Genomic DNA, 19,767 nt, shown 5'->3' on the forward strand with positions numbered 1-19,767 from the left:
CCTGTTCTGCCGTTCCGGCAAAAAAAGCGCAGGATTTGCCTTCCTTATAAAAGAGGAGAGCCGACGTACAGCCCGGTTGGACTGAGCGCCGGCTCTCTTCTCCTTTGCAGCGATGCCGCTTATTCCAGCTCAAAAGCGCCGGTATAGAGCTGATAGTATTTTCCCTTTTGGGCAATCAGCTGTGCGTGGGTACCGCTTTCAATGATGCGCCCCAGCTCCAGCACCAGGATACAGTCTGAATTCTGTACCGTGGAAAGCCGGTGGGCGATGACAAACACGGTGCGGCCCTGCATTAGGCCGTCCATGCCCTGCTGCACCAGGCGTTCTGTGCGGGTGTCGATGGAGGAGGTCGCCTCGTCCAGAATCATGACGGGCGGGTCTGCCACCGCAGCCCGGGCGATGCTCAGCAGCTGACGCTGTCCCTGAGACAGGCTGCCGCCGTCCCCGGAAAGCACAGTTTGATAGCCCTCGGGCAGCCTGCGGATGAATCCGTCGGCATTGGCAAGCTTCGCAGCCTTTTCAATTTCCTCCTGGGTGGCGTCCAGCTTTCCGTAGCGGATATTTTCCTCCACCGTTCCGGTAAACAGATTGGTATCCTGAAGCACGATGCCCAGGGAGCGGCGCAGGTCGCTCTTTTTAATTTTGTTGATATTGATGCCGTCATAGCGGATTTTGCCGTCCGCCAAATCATAAAACCGGTTGATCAGGTTGGTAATGGTGGTCTTGCCCGCGCCGGTGGCGCCCACGAAGGCCATCTTCTCTCCCGGCTGGGCATCCAGGGTAATGTTGTGCAGCACCAGCTTTTCCGGCTCGTAACCGAAGTCCACATCGAAAAATTCCACCTCTCCGGTAAGCCTGGTATAGGTGACTGTTCCATTCCCATGGGGATGCTTCCACGCCCACATTCCCGTACGTGTTTCACTCTCGGTCAGCTGGCCGTTTTCCAGCTTTGCATGCACCAACGTCACATAGCCGTCATCCTGTTCCGGCTCTTCATCCATCAGGTCAAAGATCCGTTCCGCACCGGCCAGGGCCATGATTACCGAGTTGAACTGCTGGGAAATCTGGCTGATCGGCTGGGTAAAGCTGCGGCTCAGCTGCAGGAAGGCCGCAATGCCGCCCAGGGTCAGGCCGCCCACGCCGCCGATGGCAAGCGCGCCGCCCACCATGGCGATGAGCACATACTGCAGATGCCCCAGGTTTCCCATAATCGGCATCAGGATATTGGCGTAGACATTGGCGGCGGAGGCCTCTTCCCGCAGCTTTTCATTGAGCGCGTCGAATTCCTCCCTTGCCTTTTTCTCATGGCAGAAAACCTTGACCACCTTCTGGCCGCTGACCATTTCCTCAATGTAGCCGTTCACAGCGCCCAGAGAACGCTGCTGCCGGACAAAGTACTTGCCGCTCTGCCCGCCGATTTTTTTGACCAGGAAAAGCATGAACGCCACAAACGCCAGCACCAGGAGAGTGAGGGGGATGCTGGTCATCACCATGGCGCAGAATACGGATACCACCGTAATCACCGAGGAAAACATCTGCGGTACGCTTTGAGAAATCATCTGGCGAAGCGTATCCGTATCGTTGGTGTAGTGGCTCATGGTGTCGCCGTGGGTGTGGGTGTCGAAATATTTGATGGGCAGAGACTGCATATGGGCAAACATGCGGTCCCTGATATTTTTCAAAACGCCCTGGGAAACAGTGACCATCAGCCAGTTATAAAGGAAGGTGGAAGCGACTCCCACCAGATAGATCAATCCCATCACCAGAATAGCATGCAGCAGGCCGGTGAACACCGGGTGGTTCATCCCCAGCAGGGGCGTGATATAGTCGTCAATCAGGGTTTGAAGAAACATGGAACCAATCACGTTGGCCAATGCGCTGAGCAGAATACAGCACAGCACGACAACAAGGCGGACACGGTAGCCGCCCGAGATATAACTCAGGATCCGCCGGATGGTCTTTCCTTGGTTTTTGGCCTTCTTTCCGCCGGCAAATGCGGCGCCTACAGGCGGTCTAGGCATTCTCATCCTCTCCCTTCACTTGAGACTCGTAAACTTCCCGGTAAATTCCGCTGCGCTTCATTAATTCCTCGTGGGTTCCCACGTCTGCGATCCTTCCCCCGTCCAGCACCACGATCTGGTCGGCGTCCTGTACTGAGGCCACCCGCTGAGCGATAATCAGCTTTGTGGTATCGGGGATTTCCTCCCGGAAAGCCTGGCGGATCAGGGAGTCGGTTTTGGTATCCACCGCGCTGGTGGAGTCGTCCAGAATAAGCACTTTCGGCTTTTTCAGCAGCGCCCTGGCAATGCAGAGGCGCTGCTTCTGGCCGCCCGACACATTGGTTCCGCCCTGCTCTATGTAGGTGTCGTAACCCTGAGGGAACTCCCGGATAAAAGAATCTGCCTGGGCAAGCCTGCAGACCCGTTCCAGCTCCTCATCCGAAGCAGTTTCATTTCCCCAGCGCAGGTTGTCTTTTATGGTGCCGGAAAACAGCACGTTCTTCTGCAGCACCATGGCCACCTCCTCCCGGAGGGCCTCCAGATTGTAGTCCCGCACATCCACGCCGCCCACCAGCACGGCGCCTTTGGAGACGTCATACAGCCGGGGAATCAGCTGCACCAGGCTGCTCTTGCCGCTGCCCGTGCCGCCTAAAATCCCCACCGTCTGGCCGGATTTAATGTCCAGGTTGATTTCGCTCAAACAAGCTTTGCCTTCCTTTTTATAACGGAATTCCACCTGTTCAAAACGGATGGAACCATCCCTGACCTCTCTGCAGTCCTGCGCACCGTCTGTGATATCCGCCCGTTCTTTCAGGATTTCCACGATTCGTTCCATGGACGCCCGGGACATGGTGACCATGACAAAAATCATGGAAAGCATCATCAGGCTCATCAAAATCTGTGAGGCATAGGAGATCAGGCTCATCAGCTGACCCGTGCTCATTTCCGAGCCCACAATCAGCTTTGCGCCGAACCAGGAGATCAGCAGGATACAGGCATACATGGAAAACTGCATCAGCGGGCTGTTGAAGGCCAGAATTTTTTCCGCCCGGGAGGAGTCCCTGCGGATACTCTCCGAAACGGCGCTGAATTTATCCTTTTCATAATCCTCCCGGACAAAGGACTTCACCACGCGGATTCCCCTGAGGTTTTCCTGCACCACGGTATTCAGCTTATCGTAGGTCTTAAACATCCGTTCAAAGATAGGATGCGCTTTCGTCGCCACCAGAAAGAGCCCTACTCCCAGCACGGGAATGGCTCCCAAAAAAATCAGGGACAGTTCAGGATTGATTCCAAACGCCATTGCCAGGGAAAAAACCAGCATCATAGGCCCCCGCACCGCCGTGCGGATAATCATCTGATAGGCGTTCTGCACGTTGGTCACATCCGTAGTCAGCCTTGTGACGATACTGGCGGCGGAAAATTTGTCGATATTTGAGAAGGAGAAATCCTGCACATTGTAGTACATATCCTTCCTGAGATTCGCCGCATACCCCGCCGAGGCTTTAGCCGCCGCCCTTCCGGACAGCGCGCCGAACAGCAGGGAGATGACAGTGGAGAGGATCAGCGCAGCGCCGATTTTTAAAATATACCCCATATTCCCTTCCTCAATGCCGAAGTCAATCAGATTTGCCATCAGGACGGGGATTACCACTTCCATCACCACCTCCATGGTGACAAAGACGGGCGCCAGGATAGAATCCCGCTTATACTGCCGGATACTGGCAGCAAGTTTTTTAATCATACCACTCTTCCTTTCCTTCAAAACCGAAGCCTTCAAATGATTCGTTTCCATGATTATCAGGTAGCTAACAATTAGGCTCCATACAGTAAGTAAGCTAACAATATGGGCAATGGAAAAGCCGCCGGTTATCAGCTGATTCCGTCGGCCATCGGCCTGTTATTCTATATTACGCCGGATTTTATCGCACAATTCCAAAAAGGTCTGCTTCTCCTCCGGGGTGAGTCCCTCCGAGAGCTGTTCTTCCACTTTCCGGATACTGCGGTGAATCTGTTCATGCTGCTCTATCGCTTTGGGCGTCAGTACAATTTTTTTAAGCCGTGCGTCTTCATCCACCGACTGACGTGTAATCAGCCCATTCTTTTCCATCAGCTGCAGAATTCCCGTCACGGTAGACCGCCGAATGGAAAACTGTTCCTGCAAATCCCGCTGAAAGACATCCCTGTTTCGGTTTTCGTAGAGATAGCCGATGACCCAGCCGTGCATTCCAGTGGCAGGCCGTTCTCTCCCCTGAAAAGCGGTTTGATCCACCAGCCGCTTGATGAGGTTCGACAGCGTGCGCACCTGAAAGCCAATCTCATCCCGATGCTCCACTTCTTTTTCCCCCTTATTCCGCAACTTTAGTTCGGCTTCCGTATTGTTAGGATACTAACATTAGTATAAACAGTGTTTTTTCTGTTGTCAAGCTTTTGCCGCAAAAAAGAATCCGCCGGTGGATGAACCGGCGGATCAGTCTTTCTGTAACTTGACAGCATGGCCTATTGCCAAGCAGTTCCCCTTTGAAAGATCCCGTACATCAGATTGCGCGGAAATTCTTCCATTTCCCGCTTCGATACCGAAGCAGAAAAGCCACAGAACGGCCAAGCCAGTCCATGCCCATGGCGATCCAGACCCCCAGGATCCCCAGATTCAGCACAACGCCGAACAGCACCGCAGAGCCCAGCCGGAAAACCAGCATGGAGCCAATTCCCACATACATGGTGAATTTGGCATCTCCCGCCGCCCGCAGGCCGTTGGCCAGCACAAAGGAGGTGGGATGCAGGGCAAAAGCAAGCAGGTTGTGTAAAAGAACCAAAAGGAAACTGAGGCGCCGCGCTTCCTCGGAAAGAGCATAAAAGTTCAGCAGGAACGGCAGGGCTGCCGCCACTGCCAAATTTAAAATTCCCGTAGCAAGATAGGAGACCCCCATCAACTTCTTCATATAGCGGGATGCCTGTTCAAATTCCCCTGCCCCCACGCAATGCCCCACCACTGTGACAATGGCCAGATTGACAGCGTTGACCACTACGATGGCAACCATATCAATGCTGTTGGCCACCCCGTTGGCAGCGATCTGCGCTGTCCCAAACAGGGCCACAATACTGGTGACCAACACTTTGCCCAGTGAAAACAGGCCGTTTTCGATACTGTTGGGCACCGCAATGCGCAGGATGCGCCGTATCATGCCGGGATTCCAGGAAAAGACCTGTCCGGCTCTGATAAACACGGTGTTTTTTTCGCTGCGGGAAAGGCAGGTCATCACCACGGCCGCCACGGCCCGGGAAATCAGCGTGGGTAGCGCCACACCGGCCACGCCGGCGTGAAACAGAAAAACACCTATGGCGTTGCCCGCCACGTTAATAACGTTCATCAGAAGGGACACATACATGGTTGTCTGGGTTTTTTCCATGGAACGGAACAGGGCTGCAGAAGAGTTATACAAGCCCAAAAAAGGAAAGGAGATGGCGGAAATCCAAAAATAAGTGACTGCAGCCTCCATCACGGCAGGTTCCACCGAGCCGAACAGCAGCTTCAACAGCGGCTTGCAAAAAAGGAGACAAAGCAGCATAACCCCGCCGGAGATCAGCGCCGTAACGGTCATCAGCTGACCCGCGGCATGGTTGGCCTTCTCCCTTTCCCTGTTTCCCAGGTACTGGGAAACAATCACCGCTCCGCCGGTCGCCAAAGCGGAAAGGACGGTGATAACCAGATAATTTACCATATCCACCAGGGCCACACCGGAAATTGAGGCCTCTCCGGCGCTGGAAATCATCATTGTATCCGCCATTCCCACGGTCATGGCCAGAATCTGTTCCATAATCAGCGGCAGAATCAGTTTTTTTAAAGACCTGTTGGAAAACATCGCTCTTTCCGTGTACATCTCCTGCTTCCCTCCATGCCCCGCACTCAGGCCTGATTCTGACCCATAACGCCTACCAGTCTATGGGGGACATAGGCTTCCTCCAGATATCCCGTCTCATCTTTTGAAAGGCATACTCCCACTGCTTCTGCAGCCTGCTCAATGTGGTGCATTTTAGTCACACCAACCACCGGCACGGCAGACTTGGAGAGCAGCCAGCCCAGAGCCACCTGAGTTCTGGAAAGGCCCCTGCGCTCCGCCAGCTCTGCCACACGCTCCACAATCACAGCGTCCTGGCGGGCTGTGGCATCGTACTTTCCCTTGGCATAGGCGTCCTCCTCCAAACGTTTCGAAGTTTCGCCGCCCATTTTCACCAGCCGTCCCGAAGCCAGGGGACTGTAGGGGGTAAGGGCAATTCCCTCCTCCCTGCAGTAAGGGATCATCTCCCGTTCTTCCTCCCTGTGGAGCAGGTTATAATGCCCCTGGACAGAGACGAACTTTGTCCACCCGTGCTTCTCCGCAATGAAATTGGCTTTGGCCAGCTGCCAGGCAAAACAGTTGGAAATTCCGATAGCCCTGACCTTCCCCGCCTTTACCGCCTCGTGCAGTCCTTCCATAATCTCCTCGATGGGAGTGTGATAATCCCACATGTGGCAGAGATAGAGATCTACATACTCCATTCCCAGATGGCGGAGGCTGGCATCCAGCAGGGTCAAAACATGTTCTTTGCCGCCGACACCGCCGGCTCTCTCTTCCGCTGTGCGGGGCGGGAATTTGGTTGCCACTACCACATCCTCCCGTTTGGCGCAATCCCGCAGGCTGCGTCCCAGATACTCCTCGCTGGTGCCTCCCTGATACCCGATGGCGGTATCGAAAAAATTGACGCCCAACTCCAGTGCCCTCCGAATCAGCTTTCGGGATTGTTCCTCATCCAGCGTCCAGGAATGCTGCCCGCTGGACGGATTTCCGAAGCCCATGCAGCCCATACAGATTCGGGAAACCTTCAGTTCTGAGTTACCTAACTTCGTGTATTCCATAGTCTCTTTTCCTCCCATTGTTTCAAGCTCCTCTGCCGGGAATTTTCCCCTTCAAAGCAGCCTGCATTTTTCTAATCTGTACCTCTTCCACCGATGTAATACAGCTGGAATGCTGCTTTGTAAATGATTATAACCCTTGGAAGGAAAACCGTCCAATACCTGTCTGTTATCAGCAGTCATGCTCAGAAAGCATCAAAGCAGCAAATGTATAATGGATAAATCGCTGATCCTTCCTTAAAGCAGTACCCGTCGGCCAAAGCAATAAAATTTAAGAAGAAGCACATCAATGCTTTTCAAAAGGCGATGGAACGCCCCGTTTCCCTTGTATCCGATTGCTGCAGGGGCATATCGTCTTCAGTTCCGGCAACCAGGCACTGACAGACGCCATTAGACTGAAATACTCCCACTCAGATTGCAGCATCCTGTTTCACTGCCTTTCTAAGTGGGAGCATTTCAGTTATTATTCTGCTTCAGCGGGTTTGTTGTCTATGGCTCGTTTTCCAACCCTTGTTCACTGCAGGCTGGTCCAGTTTTCATGGACTCCGTCCCCATCCAATTGATAGTTGTGAGAATTGCTGGCCTCCTGCACGGCAAGATAATACCACTGGTTCTCGTCTGCATTGTCCGGCCACGTCCGCATCTCCGGCAGAAGGCTTTCCTTTCCGGCTGGAAGCCGGAGAAGCATACGGTTGACCAGGGTGACCGCTTCAGCCCGGGTAATACTGCTCTCCGGGGCAAAGGTCCCATCCTGCAATCCCCCAACCCAGCCAAGTGAGGCCGCCAGATTGATGGATTCCTTTGCCCAATGGGTTTTAATATCTGGGAACAGGTCGCCGCCGGAATAGCTTTCCCCGCTGAACCGCGCCGCGACGGCTGCGAATTCTCCCCGGGTGATGGGCTGTCCAGGAGCAAAGGATGCGGAGGTCCGGCCATTGAGAATACCCATGCCCGCAAGCGTGGAAACGGCTGTGTTATACCAAGACGGCGCGTTCACATCCGCGAAAGGATTCTGTTCTGTTTCAAATTGGATACGGACGTCCTCTTTCAGAAGACGGTAGAAAATCATGGCCACCTCAGCACGGGTAACCGGCGCGTCAGGCCGCACCGTCCCGTCCTCAAAGCCTACCAGATAGGCGTTGTGGTCCGTTCCATTGAGCGCCGCCGGTATCTCCGTAACTTTCCATTTGGCGTACACCGTGCGGCTTCCGTTCATTACCAGCTCCGTCACCGGCCTTGTCAATTCCCGGTCGGAATACCAGCCGAGGAAGGTGTATCCCTCACGCCAAGGCGTTTTCTCCAGCCGCACGGTGGTTCCATAAGGGTATTCCTGGGCGGCCAGCTTCCCGCCTCCGTTCGTCTCAAAGACTAGCGTGCAGACTCCGCTGGAATGCCCGCCGGCGCCCTGGTCATAGGCGATGGCGTAAGTGGAAAATTTGTGCGCGAAGATATGCGCATAGCCGCCGGAGATATAGAAGCTCTCCTCTACGGGCTTATCGGTAACCTTGATTTTCCTCAAAGAATCTACCGCCGCGCCGTGGTAGCGCAGGATCTGGTACCCGGTTTTTCCCCGTACCTCCTCCGGCAGCGGCAGGGCTATCTCCACCAGGGCGCCAGTGTCGGTCAAGGGCTTTGTGGTTCCAAGCAAATCCGGATCGCTGGGTTTGATAACCATATCTACGGTTAAATTCACCTGCAGCCCAACTGTCTTGCCTTCATTTACGGCCCGGGCGGCAATGGCCTCTACGGGAGTTTTATCCGCGCCGGTGTCGTCCGGGAGGGCCGCGGTCAGTTTAATTTCCACTGTTCCGCCATTTTTCACCGTTTCTGGGGCCTGGTCGTCGCCTTTGTAGATTTCTTCCTCAAACAGGCTCCCCAGCTTATCCGCAGCGACGGGCGGCGCGCCCTGTTCCACTTTCACGATGCTTTGCTTAGTGCCCACGTATACCACGTTCAGCTCCGTCGTACCTCCGTTTTGCACCTGTACCATCACGGTGACGGTATACTGCCCGTTTGTGGCAACCAGATTGTAAAAGCCGTCGGGCAGGTGGGTAAACTGGAAGCGTTCTCCGGTTTTCAGTCCTGTCTGGCTGGCGATGACCGTATTGCCGCGCTCCACGCGCACGGTGATATCGCCCGTTCCCTCCACCTCGCCCGAAATTCCTCCGGTATCTTCGGAACCCGCCTCTGGAGTGCGGAATTTCAGGATATATTCCGCTGTTTTCGGGGAAGTACGCCGATCGTCCGCCCGCAGCACCAGTTCATATTCCGTATCCGCCTCCAACCCCTCGAAGCTTTGGGTATATGCCTGATCCCAGTTCCAGCTTCCCTGGGGAAAGACCGTCAGCGCAGTGTCTCCTGTTTTGCGCAGGCCCAGGAAACGGGTAGTATCATCGATGGTATAGGGTTCTTCCGAACCGTCTGTATAACTGGGCACAAATTCCAGGCCGTTCTCCTGCTTATAGGCCGCAGCCGTCAACGCGACAGCCAGAGGCCGGACCACCTTAACCGTGATGGGCTGCAGGAGCGCACGATGGCTGTCCGTTTTCTCCGCCGAGGCGTTTACCACCGTACTGCCAAGCTTTAAGGGGATTATGACGTTTCCGTCCAGCCTGATAATATCAGAGTCAGGGTCGGCCAGGGCAAAGGAAATCAGGGGCTGGGGCACGGTATCGTCCTCCTCAAAAACCGTGCTGTTTTCCATCGTCAGGGGCATGCTGACGTCTTCCCCCGCAACAAGGGTATAGGCGAAGCTGCCGTCCTCGTTTAAATGGCTGGGATCGAAAACGGTCTGCGGGGCTTTGGCGTCCTCAAATTCTGCGTACAGCACAATATCGTCCGGCATAATCAGCGTCCATCCGCTGCCGTCGGAAAGGGGCGTCAATGAACTTGTATAATCGGTATAAGGATAATTGTATCCTTTTACGCGGATCGTGCCCGCCCGATACTGATATCCCTCCTTGGGCGCCGGCTTGATGGTCACTGTGCTGCCCAGCGGCCTGCCCTCATGGCCTTGAGGACGGGCTGAAACAGAGAAACTGCCTTGCTCCGTGTTCAGCTCATCAGAAAGATAGATCGTGCAGTCCCGGTTCACATACGCCTGTTTGCCGCTGTTTTGCTCCACATAATAGATGGGTTTATTGGCTTTGGTGATGTTGATTTTTGCCAGGTCCTCCGTTGTCAGCTGGAAACCGTCCATCCCCTCCGCCAGAACATCTCCGGTATTGAAAGCCGCCAGCAAGGCCGTATTGTTATAATATTTGTGCATTCGAAAGGCAATCTCATGCTCCAGGGCAGAGGTAAAACAGACCTTATCGCTGTTTGTCTTGCTGCTGGAAAATCCAATCGTCCCCACTTCCGCGCCGCCGTCTAAAAAGACTTTTCCTCCGTGCGAAACAAGAATATCCAGCGGATTCTCATCGTCATCGTATAGGTAGTTTCCCGTAATGCTCGAATTTCCGTCAACCCTCAGCGTGCCGTTTACCGTAACGCCTCCGGCTGCCGCTGTGCCTCCTCCGCTTTTTGTACCGGTTTTATTATTTGCGATTGTCGTACCTTCCAGGTTCACGGTTGCTCCGCTGTAAAGGTCTAGCGCCGCGCCGTAATTGTTGTTTTGATGGTTTTCCAGCCTGCAGTTCTGTAAAGTAAGCGTGCCCTGATCCACATATACCATGCTGTAATTATAAGTATCGGCAGCTAAGCTATCGCCGTCAAACGTCAGGTTCGATACCGTACAGTCGCCGCTATACTGATATTTCAGCAGGGGATCCTCCAAGTTCAGGTCGGTTCTCGAACCATTATACGGTTTCAGCGTGATATGCTTCCCCTCCGTTTTCGCAGCCAGGGTGCTTGCGTCACTTCCGTTTTTGATGGAAATGGACTCGTCCATCACATAGACGGTGCCGCCATCCTGAACCCAATCCAGCGCCATTACCCAGGTAGTGGGATTTTCTTCCGTTCCATCCCACTTGAGCGACCGCTCGTAGACATACACCTCCGGCATGCTGTTGTTGGATACCGCCGCCTCCGCGGGCAGAGGCGACAGTGCAAATACCATAGCCGCCGTAAGCAGCACAGCTAGAAATTTGTTTCCTATTTGCTTGATTTTTTTCATTGAATACTCTCCCCTTACCGGAATGATTTTCTTTTTTGCTGTGGAGCGGTTTCCTCTCTCCCGGGCCGTCTTCCACAGTGTCTTACCGTTTTCTGAAATGTTCCAATCCTCGCCATACCGTGGGCCGCGGCGCTCCTCTCAATCAGAATACTTTGTAGTTCCGGTATTACCGGAACTACAAAGCCCCATGGGGCTTTGTTAAATGATCGTTTATGGGCTGTAATTATTTTCCAGCCTGTGCTTTCATAGCCGCTTTGTTTTGATACATGGCGTCGTCGGCACGTTTGAACACGTTGGCAAATACCAGGTCCGTGGCACTGTCATAGACGGCGATGCCCCTCGCAATGGAGAGCGATTCCCCCGGCCGGGCGCTGGAGCTGCCTTCCATCCCTTTGGTAAACTCATCCAAAAGCTCGGCGTAATGCTCCAAATCTCCATTTTCCAGGATCGCCACAAATTCGTCCCCTCCAATGCGGTAGACTGGGCTGCGCTTAAAAGTCCGGCAAATAAGCTTGCAGGCGTCAATAATTAGAATATCGCCGAAATCATGGCCGCAGGTATCATTTACTGTTTTCAGGCCGTTGATATCCATGACTACCACCGCGAATTCCGGCTGCCCGGTGCGCATCCGCTCCTCCATCTGCCTCTCCGCTTCCTGGTAGGCGGTCTTGTTCTTTACCCCGGTGAGGGGGTCCCGATAAGCCAGGCCGTTGATGTAGGTGATGTATTTTTGCAGGCTGTCCACCGTCTTTTGAAAGCTTTCCGCCAGGGTGCCCACCTCATCCTTGGTCTGGTTGCTGATGCTGACGCTGTAATCGCCCTCCGCAATTTTTTTCGCCGCTGTATTCAGCTCCTTCAGCGGCCGGATCAACCGGCGGGTAAACAGCACGGTCAACCCCACAGACAAAGCGGAAATCAACACCAACGCCGTGAGGATGTGCAGAACCAATTCATTCCTCGCCGCGTCAATCTCAGAGACCGGCGCCGTCACAGCCAGATACATCGTGTTGCGCAGGGTGCGAAAGGAAAGCTCTTTCTCCTGCCCTTTCCAGCTATAGGTAAACAGGCTGCTGCCCGTGGTTCCGTTTTCCAGCTCAGCGACCACGGGAATCAGGCTCTCGTCCGCGCTCCCCATGGGAGTGCCCATAGGAATATCTTTATGGCAGGCCACCTTGCCCTGCGCGTCCACCAGGAAGGCATAGCCGCTGTCGTAAACCCGGGTGCCGTTTACCACGTCCTCAATGATGCTGAAGTCAATATCCATCCCCACCACACCCACGGTCTCGTTGTCCCGGTAGATGGGAATGACATAGGACACCATCTCAACGCCGATGTTTTGGTTGTAATACGGTTCCATCCAGGTGGCCGTGCCGTTGTTCACCGGGATATAATACCAGCCCACGTGTTCCGTGTCGCTGGGGCTGTAGGTGGAAAAATCGGTGGGGACCAGCTCCTGGAAGCTGCCGTTGCGCGTGGTCCTGCTCCAGAACAGGCCCGAGGTGGGCGAGGAAAAGTCCGGGTTAAAGCGGACATAAACCGCCAGCGCACCCTCGGTGTTGTTGGCCGCGGTGACCGCCACGGACTTCAGCTGCGACGTATAGGCCTCCATATAGTCAGCGTCGGTTTTCAGCCGGTCCAGGCTTTCCAGCTGCTCCGAGGTATAGAGCGACAGCGATTTTACCGACTGTTCTATCCGCGAGAACAGCCCGTTGAGCTCGCAGGCTTTCTCGCTGCACAGCAGGTTCATGATTTGGGCGGAGTCCCGGTCTACCACCGTGTGTGCAATGCGAACGCCCGCCCCGCCGATCACCAGGGAGGAAAGCAGTACACAACTCAGAATCAGTGCGATAAACTTGGTTTGAATAGATTTCACAGAATTCTCATCTCCCGTCCTCATCGTCCAGCAGTTCGATTTGAAGATTGGGATGGACCTTTTCCAATAGCCGCGCTACGTCATTACCGCGTAATCCCCGCATATCGGTTTTGGCATACACCTTATCCACAGGGTTGTTGTACCCGTACTTGACCGCAAGCAGTGGGTCGGTAAAGGCCAGAACCCTGCTGCCGGGCTCTTCCTCCCGCAGGCGGCGCGTCAGTGCTTCCAGCTCTTTCGGGTCGTTGTCAATCGCGAGTATATTCATCGGCTTGGTTCACGCTCCTGCCGGGGACTCCGTCCATAAGAAGTACCGGTTCCCCACATTGATCTGTTATTGTTTTATTATGACAAGGGAACCGTAACAAAAGCGTGACAAAAAACCGGCCCCATCTTAAAAAGATGAGGCCGGATATTTTTCGGGAAGTTTCCCAGATCTGTTAATGCCGGTCCAGGTAGGCGACGACGAATTCCGCCCAGCTGTACTGGGCCATATACTCGCCCATATAGGCGTTCACCATCTGTACGTCGCCCTGGATAAAGTCGTAATAGTCGCAGGAAAATGCCTCCGGCAGCACGGCCAGCCAGCCCCGCCCTTTCGCCAGCACCCCGGTCACGCCGGCCGCCGCCATGGTATCGGTCAAATCCTTGACCAGCTGCCGCAGGTGGCTTTGAAGCGCGGTGGAATCGGGCTGGTCCTCCCAAAGCACGGCGGCCAGCTCCCGCACGGTGCAGACCGCCCCCCGGCGGTTCACCAGGTAGGCAAACAGCTCTTTCGTTTTGCTGCGGGCAAATTTCAAAGGCAGTCCGCCGAAGAACACCTCGAAATTGCCGAAGCACTGCACCCGCAGGCGGCCGTCGTCCTCCCGCAGCACCGGGCGGCGCAGGTCTTCCAGCTCCCAGCGGATGGTTTCCGGCGTCGCGGGCTTCAGAACATAGCCCGAAGCGTGCAGGTGGAACGCCTCCCCCATGTACTCCGCGTATCCCGTTACAAATACAATGTTTACACAGTTATAAAGGTCCTTGAGGCGCTTGGCAAGCTCCAGCCCGGTCAAATCGAACATCTCCACGTCCAAAAACGCCACGTCGGGATAAAACGAGCCGCATTTCACCTGTTCCAGCGCCTCCAAAGGGTCTGTAAAGGCGAACAGCGAACAGTTGGGCACCACTTCCCGAATGGCACGCCCCAGCACCTCAAGGGCGATGGGCTCGTCGTCCACGGCCAACACAGTCATGCTCACACGGTTTCCCCTCCCTTGGAATGTCGATTTTCACGGTGGTTCCCCGCCCGGGAACGCTCTCCACGTCCAGTCCGCCCCCGCATTGGTTTTCCAGCCGCATGCGCACGTTTTCAATGCCCGCGTGGCCGCAGCCGTCTTCCGGTTTCTTCTCAGGGTCAAAGCCCACGCCGTCGTCCGTCACGGTAATCCGCCAGCCGCCTTCCGTTTCCTCCGTGGCAATCCACACGGTTCCGCCCTCCCGCCGTTTGGTGATGCCATGGCGCACGGCGTTTTCCACGATGGGCTGCAGCGTCAGCGTCGGAACCGAAAAATCCGTAACCGGCAAATCATAGACGGCCTTTACCCGCTCCCCGAACCGCAGCTGCTCCAGTTCCAGATAATTTCTGCAATGGGTAAGCTCCTGGGAGAATGGGATGGGCCTGCGGGCCGTCAGGGAATTCATGTTGCCCCGCAGGAACAGGGAAAAGCTGTCCACCGCCTTTTCCGCCTGGGGCGGGTCGGTGGCGCACAGGCCCTTAATGGTCGTCAGCGCGTTGTAGAGAAAATGGGGCTGTATCTGGCTGAGCATGACCGAAATCCGCATCTGGGTCAACTCCAGCTCCCGCTCCTTGGTGCGCCGGGCCTGCTCCACCTGCAAAAACAAGAAAATCACCAAAATGGAGATGGTGACCGCCAGGTTGAGCAAGGCCACGCCGTATACAAAAATCTGCACGCACATGGCCAGAACCGGCAGCAGGATATAGGACCACAGCGCCGCAGATTCCTGCCGCTCAATCGCCTCCCGGTACCGGACCAGCAGCCCCGCGTTGACGCACATGCCGAAAATTCCGCCGACCTGGGAAAGCCAGAACCACCCCTGGCGGTGGTAGACGTTCTGGTCGTCAATCCGGTAAAAAAGGTCACAGAATTGGGAGACGACCACCAGCGCCATGGAGACCACAGCCATTCCTCGAATCAGCCGGAGCGGAACCGGGGAAACACGGGTATGCTGTCCAAGATAAACGGTGAGATAGTGGGTAAAAATAGCCAGCAGCACATAGCCCAGGGCAAACACGAGAAAATTCGAGATCCGCACGCCCCACCAGCTGACCGGGTCCAGCCGTCCTTTAAACAGCCAGGCGGCGGCATCGCAAAGCAAAATCACGGCGTTGCACACCAGCAGCCTCAGGAACAGCCGGTTCAGCGCGCCGCGGGATCGGTCGCCCACGAACAGGCACACTGCCACAATGAACGACAGCACGCAGCCCCATAGCTCCAGCGAAACATTGATATAGCCGACAACGCTCATGTTCCCTTTCCCCTCTCGGCCCGCACGGGTTGCCGAGCCCTTCCTCTCCCCAGCCATTTCAGGCGGGAGTTTCTTTTATTCTAGCGGCAACCGGGAAAAAATGCAAGCCGGGCCGAGAGCAGTCCCGCCAACCCACAGCCAACCCTGATCCGTCCCTATCCGTAAAGGCGCAATTCCATAGCGGGAAAAATCAAAACAGGCTGGCTTTCCTCCGTCTTTCCATAGCTGCCATGTCCGGCGGACTTGGCAGAAAAATCCGCGATGCGCAAATTGCTCACCACAGGCGTGGCTGGGCCGGTTGGAAATCGAAGGTTCAAATCCACCCCCAGCATAAAAAATAAAGAGAAGCAAGGAGCTTCTCTTTATTTGGGACCAGAATGACAAAAAGATATGAAATCTCTTTTCTCCAGCCTGAAGTGTGAGGAACTTCACCGAACAAAATGCCGTTCTGAATTCGCCTTCAGAACGGCAGCAGATTGATATAAAACTTGTTGCAACCGATAGGTTGCCGGCGCAACCATTGATTTTACCTTCTTATGAGTAGGTTTTAATGATTCTTTCTGCAATTACCTGTTTCAATACACAGGTATCCATAGCCTGCTTTTCTATATAACGGTGAGCTTCGGGCTCCGTCATATGCAATTCACTGACAAGAAGTAATTTTGCACGGTTTACAATACGTATTTCTTCCATACGTTCTTCAACCGACAGCGTCTTCTTTTCCAAATTACGAAGCCGTTCCCTAACGCTGGCAAGCCAGCCGAGTGTCTGAGCTATCATGGTTTTAGTGGTTGGTTTTGGCAAGGTAAATACACCGTGAGAAACAACTTTATTATGTATTTCGGCATGAATTTCGTTTCGGACAAGGAGAAGCACAGCAGTTGTCATAGACCGACAGCAATCAGTAGCAAACCGTATGCCGTTGTCATCAGGCAGAGGTGAATTGATGATAATAAAATCAAAGCTTCTTTCCGCAAGATACCGCTTTGCTTCACTGACGTTGGAGATAAAATATACCGGCTGATACTCAGAGGGTGGCAGAAGTCCGAGCATTGCTTTGTCAAAAGTTTCCGATGAGGAAATCACAAGAACGCTGTAAATTCTTGCTTCTAAGCTCATTTGCTGCCACTCCTCTTGAATTAGTATGATCCTAATTTACTGATTACAGTAAATCTGAAGCACCTTCTCCGGAATATGCGCCTTGATAAAATCGCTGCTCCCAGCAACCGCACAAGCTTCTTTTATGGTCTGCGGCAGCTTTTTATAAGGCTTTACTGTTTCTTCGTCAGCATAGAACAGGTTGATATCCGCCGCCGGCATAAGTTCTGCCTTGTCCTTCAATCCTTCAAGTGCCGCATAGATAACGAGAGCAAAAGCAATATACGGATTGGCTGACGGATCGGGAGAACGCAGTTCCGCTCGTTTGCTGGATTCGGGGGTGGCCGGAATACGGACAAGCTGAGAACGGTTTTCCCTCGACCAAGAGACAAACGCAGGCGCCTTATTTTCACCAAAACGGGCATAAGAGTTTTCAGTCGGGTTCAGGAACGCTGTCATTTCACAAACACGGTTCAGTATACCTGCAATCATATAGTGCATATCCTGTATGTTATTTCCGGGTGACACCGAAACATTGACATGGAAACCGTTACCGGGTTGATCAGCAAGCGGTTTAGGCGAAAAATCCACATAAAGGCCATTGCGGTAAGCCACTGTTTTCACAACCGTTTGGAAGGTTATGGTATTATCAGCAGCGGAAAGCGGATCAGAATAGCGGAAATCAATTTCATTCTGCCCCGGCCCTTCCTCGTGATGAGAGGATTCGGGCTTTATCCCCATCTGTTCAAGAGTTAAACAAATTTCACGGCGGATATTCTCACCTCTGTCATCGGGAGCAATATCCATATAGCCCGCTTCATCATAGGGTGTTTTGGTGGGCTTACCTTTATCATCCAGCAAGAACAGATAGAATTCCTGTTCCGCACCGAAAGCAAAAGAGTAACCTTCTTTTTCAGCATCGGCAATCGCTTGTCTGAGGATATCCCTTGTGTCGCATTCAAAAGGAGTTCCGTCAGGATAGGTGATGTGTGTAAACATACGCACAACCTTGCCGTGTTCGGGACGCCAAGGGAGGAACATAAGAGTTTCAGGGTCGGGATGCAAAAGCAAATCCGAATGCGTTTCATCACCAAAGCCGGTAATGGCAGATGCATCAAATGCTATGCCGTATTCAAAAGCGCGAGAAAGTTCAGACGGCATAATCGCAATATTCTTTTGTCTGCCGAATACGTCACAGAAGGCGAGACGAATGAATTTAACATCCTCTTCCTGCACAAACTGCATGACCTCTTCCTTAGAATACTTCATAAGCGACACCTCTTTCTTCTAGTTCGCCACATACATCTGCTTGTAGGGGTTTTTGCTGTCGGGGACAGCAACTGTAAATGGCGAATTCAGTATTTTTTCTTTATCATATCCGAATAAACTTGCATACTCGGAAATCTGTTCTGTAACAGACCCCATATCCGCAGAAGTTGCCGGCCTTAAGGAAATATTTTGGGGAAAATCATTTTGCAGAACATTTCCTCTGAAAAACACTTTCCCGCCGTGCATTCCCGTACAGGGAAAGTTGCCGACAATCTTACCGCTGGTGTTTAACGCCAAGACCACAATAATCCCGCCTGCCTGATATTCGCCGAGGAAACTTCCTGCCGAACCGCCGATAATCATAACCGGAACCTTTTCCTTGTACTCCTTCATATGAATTCCGGCACGGTACCCTGCGTTCCCTTTAATATAGATCTTTCCTCCGCGCATAGCGTATCCTGCGGCATCTCCGATATTGCCGTGAATGATAATTTCACCGTCATTCATGGTATCTCCCACGGCGTCCTGTGCATTGCCGTTTACCGTGATAGAAGCACCGTTCAGATAGGAGCCAAGCGCGTTTCCAGGAACACCTTCAATGGTTATGCATTTATCTTTCATACCTGAAGCGATAAATCTCTGCCCACAGCAGCCTGACAAGGTAACCGGGCTGTTGCTGCCACGTAGTTTTTCGTTAAGCTCTTTAAATCCGAGACCTGTCACATTAAATAACATAATATTATACCACGCTTCCAAGTTTTTTTCTACGTGTTTCGCAAGGAAATGCAAAAAGTGACGCATTTTCTGTCAAGGAATCAAAATCGAGTGTATCGAGAGGCGTCTTTTCACGGATAAGAGATGTATAGATCCCCCCTCCCAGGATATCGCCGATCAAGATATATCCTTTCAACTTGCCTTCCTTTACAAAAAATTTTTTAGCGCTGTCGGAAAGCATTTTGCTGTAAACCGTGCCGCCATCCTTTTCAGCTGCATAGCTGCCGGCTGTCATAATATGCAGCCCCATAAATCCGATGGAGTTCATAGGAATAGCGTTGTCAAAATCTCTGCTTCCATCCGCCATATTAACGCCTGCCGTAAATCCTCCTATGTACGCATTGGGGAGCAAGGCAAGCACACGGTTTTTACCGATGGACAGATCGTAGCCTTCTGAACAATCGCCTGCGGCAAACACATCGGGGATACTTGTTTCCATTTTTGTATTTACCACAACGCCCCGATTTACCTCACCGCCAATATCGGCAATGAGGGAAATATTGGGGCGAACGCCGACCGCCGTAACCAAAATGTCAAACTCAACTTGCCTGCTGCTCTGCATGACTGCAGTATTTTCGTGAAAGGAGTTCACACTGTCGCCCATAAGAAACTCCACACCGTTCTGTTCAAGGTGTGCCTGGACTATAGGGGCAGTGTCATCGTCAAGAATACTGGAAAGCACATTGTCAGCCAGATCACAGACGGTAATCTGGCCGACTTTATCTTTTAAGCCCTCCGCACATTTAAGCCCGATAAGTCCGGCGCCTACGATCAGCACCTTCGATGTTTCGCATATTGCTTTTTCCAAGGCCAAGGTATCGTCAAGTGTCAGAAAAGAAAAACGCTGCGTCACGGTTTCTATTCCGTCAAAATGGGGAAGAAACGGAGAGGCGCCGGTCGCTATGAGAAGTTTGTCATAGGGCAGTGTTTCACCGTTTGATAACAAAACAGTGTGTTCCGCCGGATCGATTCTGTCTGCTGTTTCGCCGTAAACGACCTCGCAGCCATTGTTGCGATAAAAGGTATCCTCCCGGTACTGCATCTTTTCAAGGCTGGTTCTCCCCTGCAGATAGTAAGAAATAAGCGGCCTACAATAAACAGGATAATTTTCACCGGATATTACTGTAATGGGAGTATTCTTATCAGTCTTACGGATACCCTCAATGCACCCGGCAGCTGCAATTCCGTTACCGACAATTACATATCGTTTCATCAC

The 19,767-nt window shown here is 53.2% G+C and carries 14 protein-coding genes; all 14 read right to left on the reverse strand.

Translation table 11 applies throughout. The features are described 5' to 3' along the window. Positions 1–119 precede the first annotated feature (119 nt). The 14 genes from BN3911_RS16125 to BN3911_RS16190 all read right to left on the reverse strand — a co-directional run bounded on the left by BN3911_RS16125 (position 120) and on the right by BN3911_RS16190 (position 19,764). On the reverse strand, positions 120–2,027 hold the full coding sequence (locus BN3911_RS16125) for an ABC transporter ATP-binding protein (protein ID WP_372496198.1): 1,908 nt from the start codon (positions 2,025–2,027) through the stop codon (positions 120–122). Then, positions 2,014–3,744, reverse strand: coding sequence for an ABC transporter ATP-binding protein (locus BN3911_RS16130; protein WP_066867410.1), 1,731 nt, complete (start codon positions 3,742–3,744; stop codon positions 2,014–2,016). Before BN3911_RS16130 ends, BN3911_RS16125 begins: the two co-directional genes overlap by 14 nt. A 156-nt stretch (positions 3,745–3,900) precedes the next feature. Further along, the gene (locus BN3911_RS16135) at positions 3,901–4,335 is read right to left on the reverse strand and encodes a MarR family winged helix-turn-helix transcriptional regulator (protein ID WP_066868105.1); all 435 of its coding nucleotides are present in this window, start codon (positions 4,333–4,335) and stop codon (positions 3,901–3,903) included. 202 nt (positions 4,336–4,537) lie between these two features. After that, on the reverse strand, positions 4,538–5,881 hold the full coding sequence (locus BN3911_RS16140) for an MATE family efflux transporter (RefSeq protein WP_308211529.1): 1,344 nt from the start codon (positions 5,879–5,881) through the stop codon (positions 4,538–4,540). Positions 5,882–5,907: 26 nt separating this feature from the next. Continuing rightward, complete coding sequence (locus BN3911_RS16145; RefSeq protein WP_066867411.1) at positions 5,908–6,897, reverse strand: aldo/keto reductase; 990 nt, start codon at positions 6,895–6,897, stop codon at positions 5,908–5,910. 511 nt (positions 6,898–7,408) lie between these two features. Beyond that, positions 7,409–11,008 (reverse strand): S-layer homology domain-containing protein, encoded by a 3,600-nt coding sequence (locus BN3911_RS16150; protein ID WP_066867413.1) that lies wholly within the window; start codon positions 11,006–11,008, stop codon positions 7,409–7,411. Positions 11,009–11,231: 223 nt separating this feature from the next. Next, on the reverse strand, positions 11,232–12,881 hold the full coding sequence (locus BN3911_RS16155) for a sensor domain-containing diguanylate cyclase (RefSeq protein ID WP_066868110.1): 1,650 nt from the start codon (positions 12,879–12,881) through the stop codon (positions 11,232–11,234). A gap of 7 nt (positions 12,882–12,888) precedes the next feature. Beyond that, positions 12,889–13,149, reverse strand: a complete 261-nt coding sequence (locus tag BN3911_RS16160) for a response regulator (RefSeq protein ID WP_066867415.1) — start codon at positions 13,147–13,149, stop codon at positions 12,889–12,891. Positions 13,150–13,321: 172 nt separating this feature from the next. Beyond that, positions 13,322–14,116, reverse strand: a complete 795-nt coding sequence (locus tag BN3911_RS16165; protein ID WP_066867417.1) for a response regulator — start codon at positions 14,114–14,116, stop codon at positions 13,322–13,324. Further along, positions 14,076–15,410 (reverse strand): sensor histidine kinase, encoded by a 1,335-nt coding sequence (locus BN3911_RS16170; protein WP_066867419.1) that lies wholly within the window; start codon positions 15,408–15,410, stop codon positions 14,076–14,078. Before BN3911_RS16170 ends, BN3911_RS16165 begins: the two co-directional genes overlap by 41 nt. Before the next feature lie 534 nt (positions 15,411–15,944). Next, entirely contained in the window at positions 15,945–16,529 is a 585-nt protein-coding gene (locus tag BN3911_RS16175; RefSeq protein WP_066867420.1) for an ANTAR domain-containing response regulator, read from the reverse strand. 36 nt (positions 16,530–16,565) lie between these two features. Beyond that, positions 16,566–17,777: a glutamine synthetase family protein gene (locus BN3911_RS16180; RefSeq protein ID WP_066867422.1), complete on the reverse strand. Its 1,212-nt coding sequence runs from the start codon at positions 17,775–17,777 to the stop codon at positions 16,566–16,568. Positions 17,778–17,795: 18 nt separating this feature from the next. Next, a complete protein-coding gene (locus BN3911_RS16185; protein WP_066867424.1) occupies positions 17,796–18,512 on the reverse strand; it encodes a GltB/FmdC/FwdC-like GXGXG domain-containing protein in 717 nt (238 codons plus the stop codon). Between the two features lie 4 nt (positions 18,513–18,516). Then, on the reverse strand, positions 18,517–19,764 hold the full coding sequence (locus BN3911_RS16190) for an NAD(P)/FAD-dependent oxidoreductase (RefSeq protein ID WP_066867426.1): 1,248 nt from the start codon (positions 19,762–19,764) through the stop codon (positions 18,517–18,519). Positions 19,765–19,767 lie beyond the last annotated feature (3 nt).

Origin of the sequence: Neglectibacter timonensis (genome assembly GCF_900048895.1) — a bacterium.
In the GTDB taxonomy this organism is placed as follows: domain Bacteria; phylum Bacillota; class Clostridia; order Oscillospirales; family Acutalibacteraceae; genus Acutalibacter; species Acutalibacter timonensis.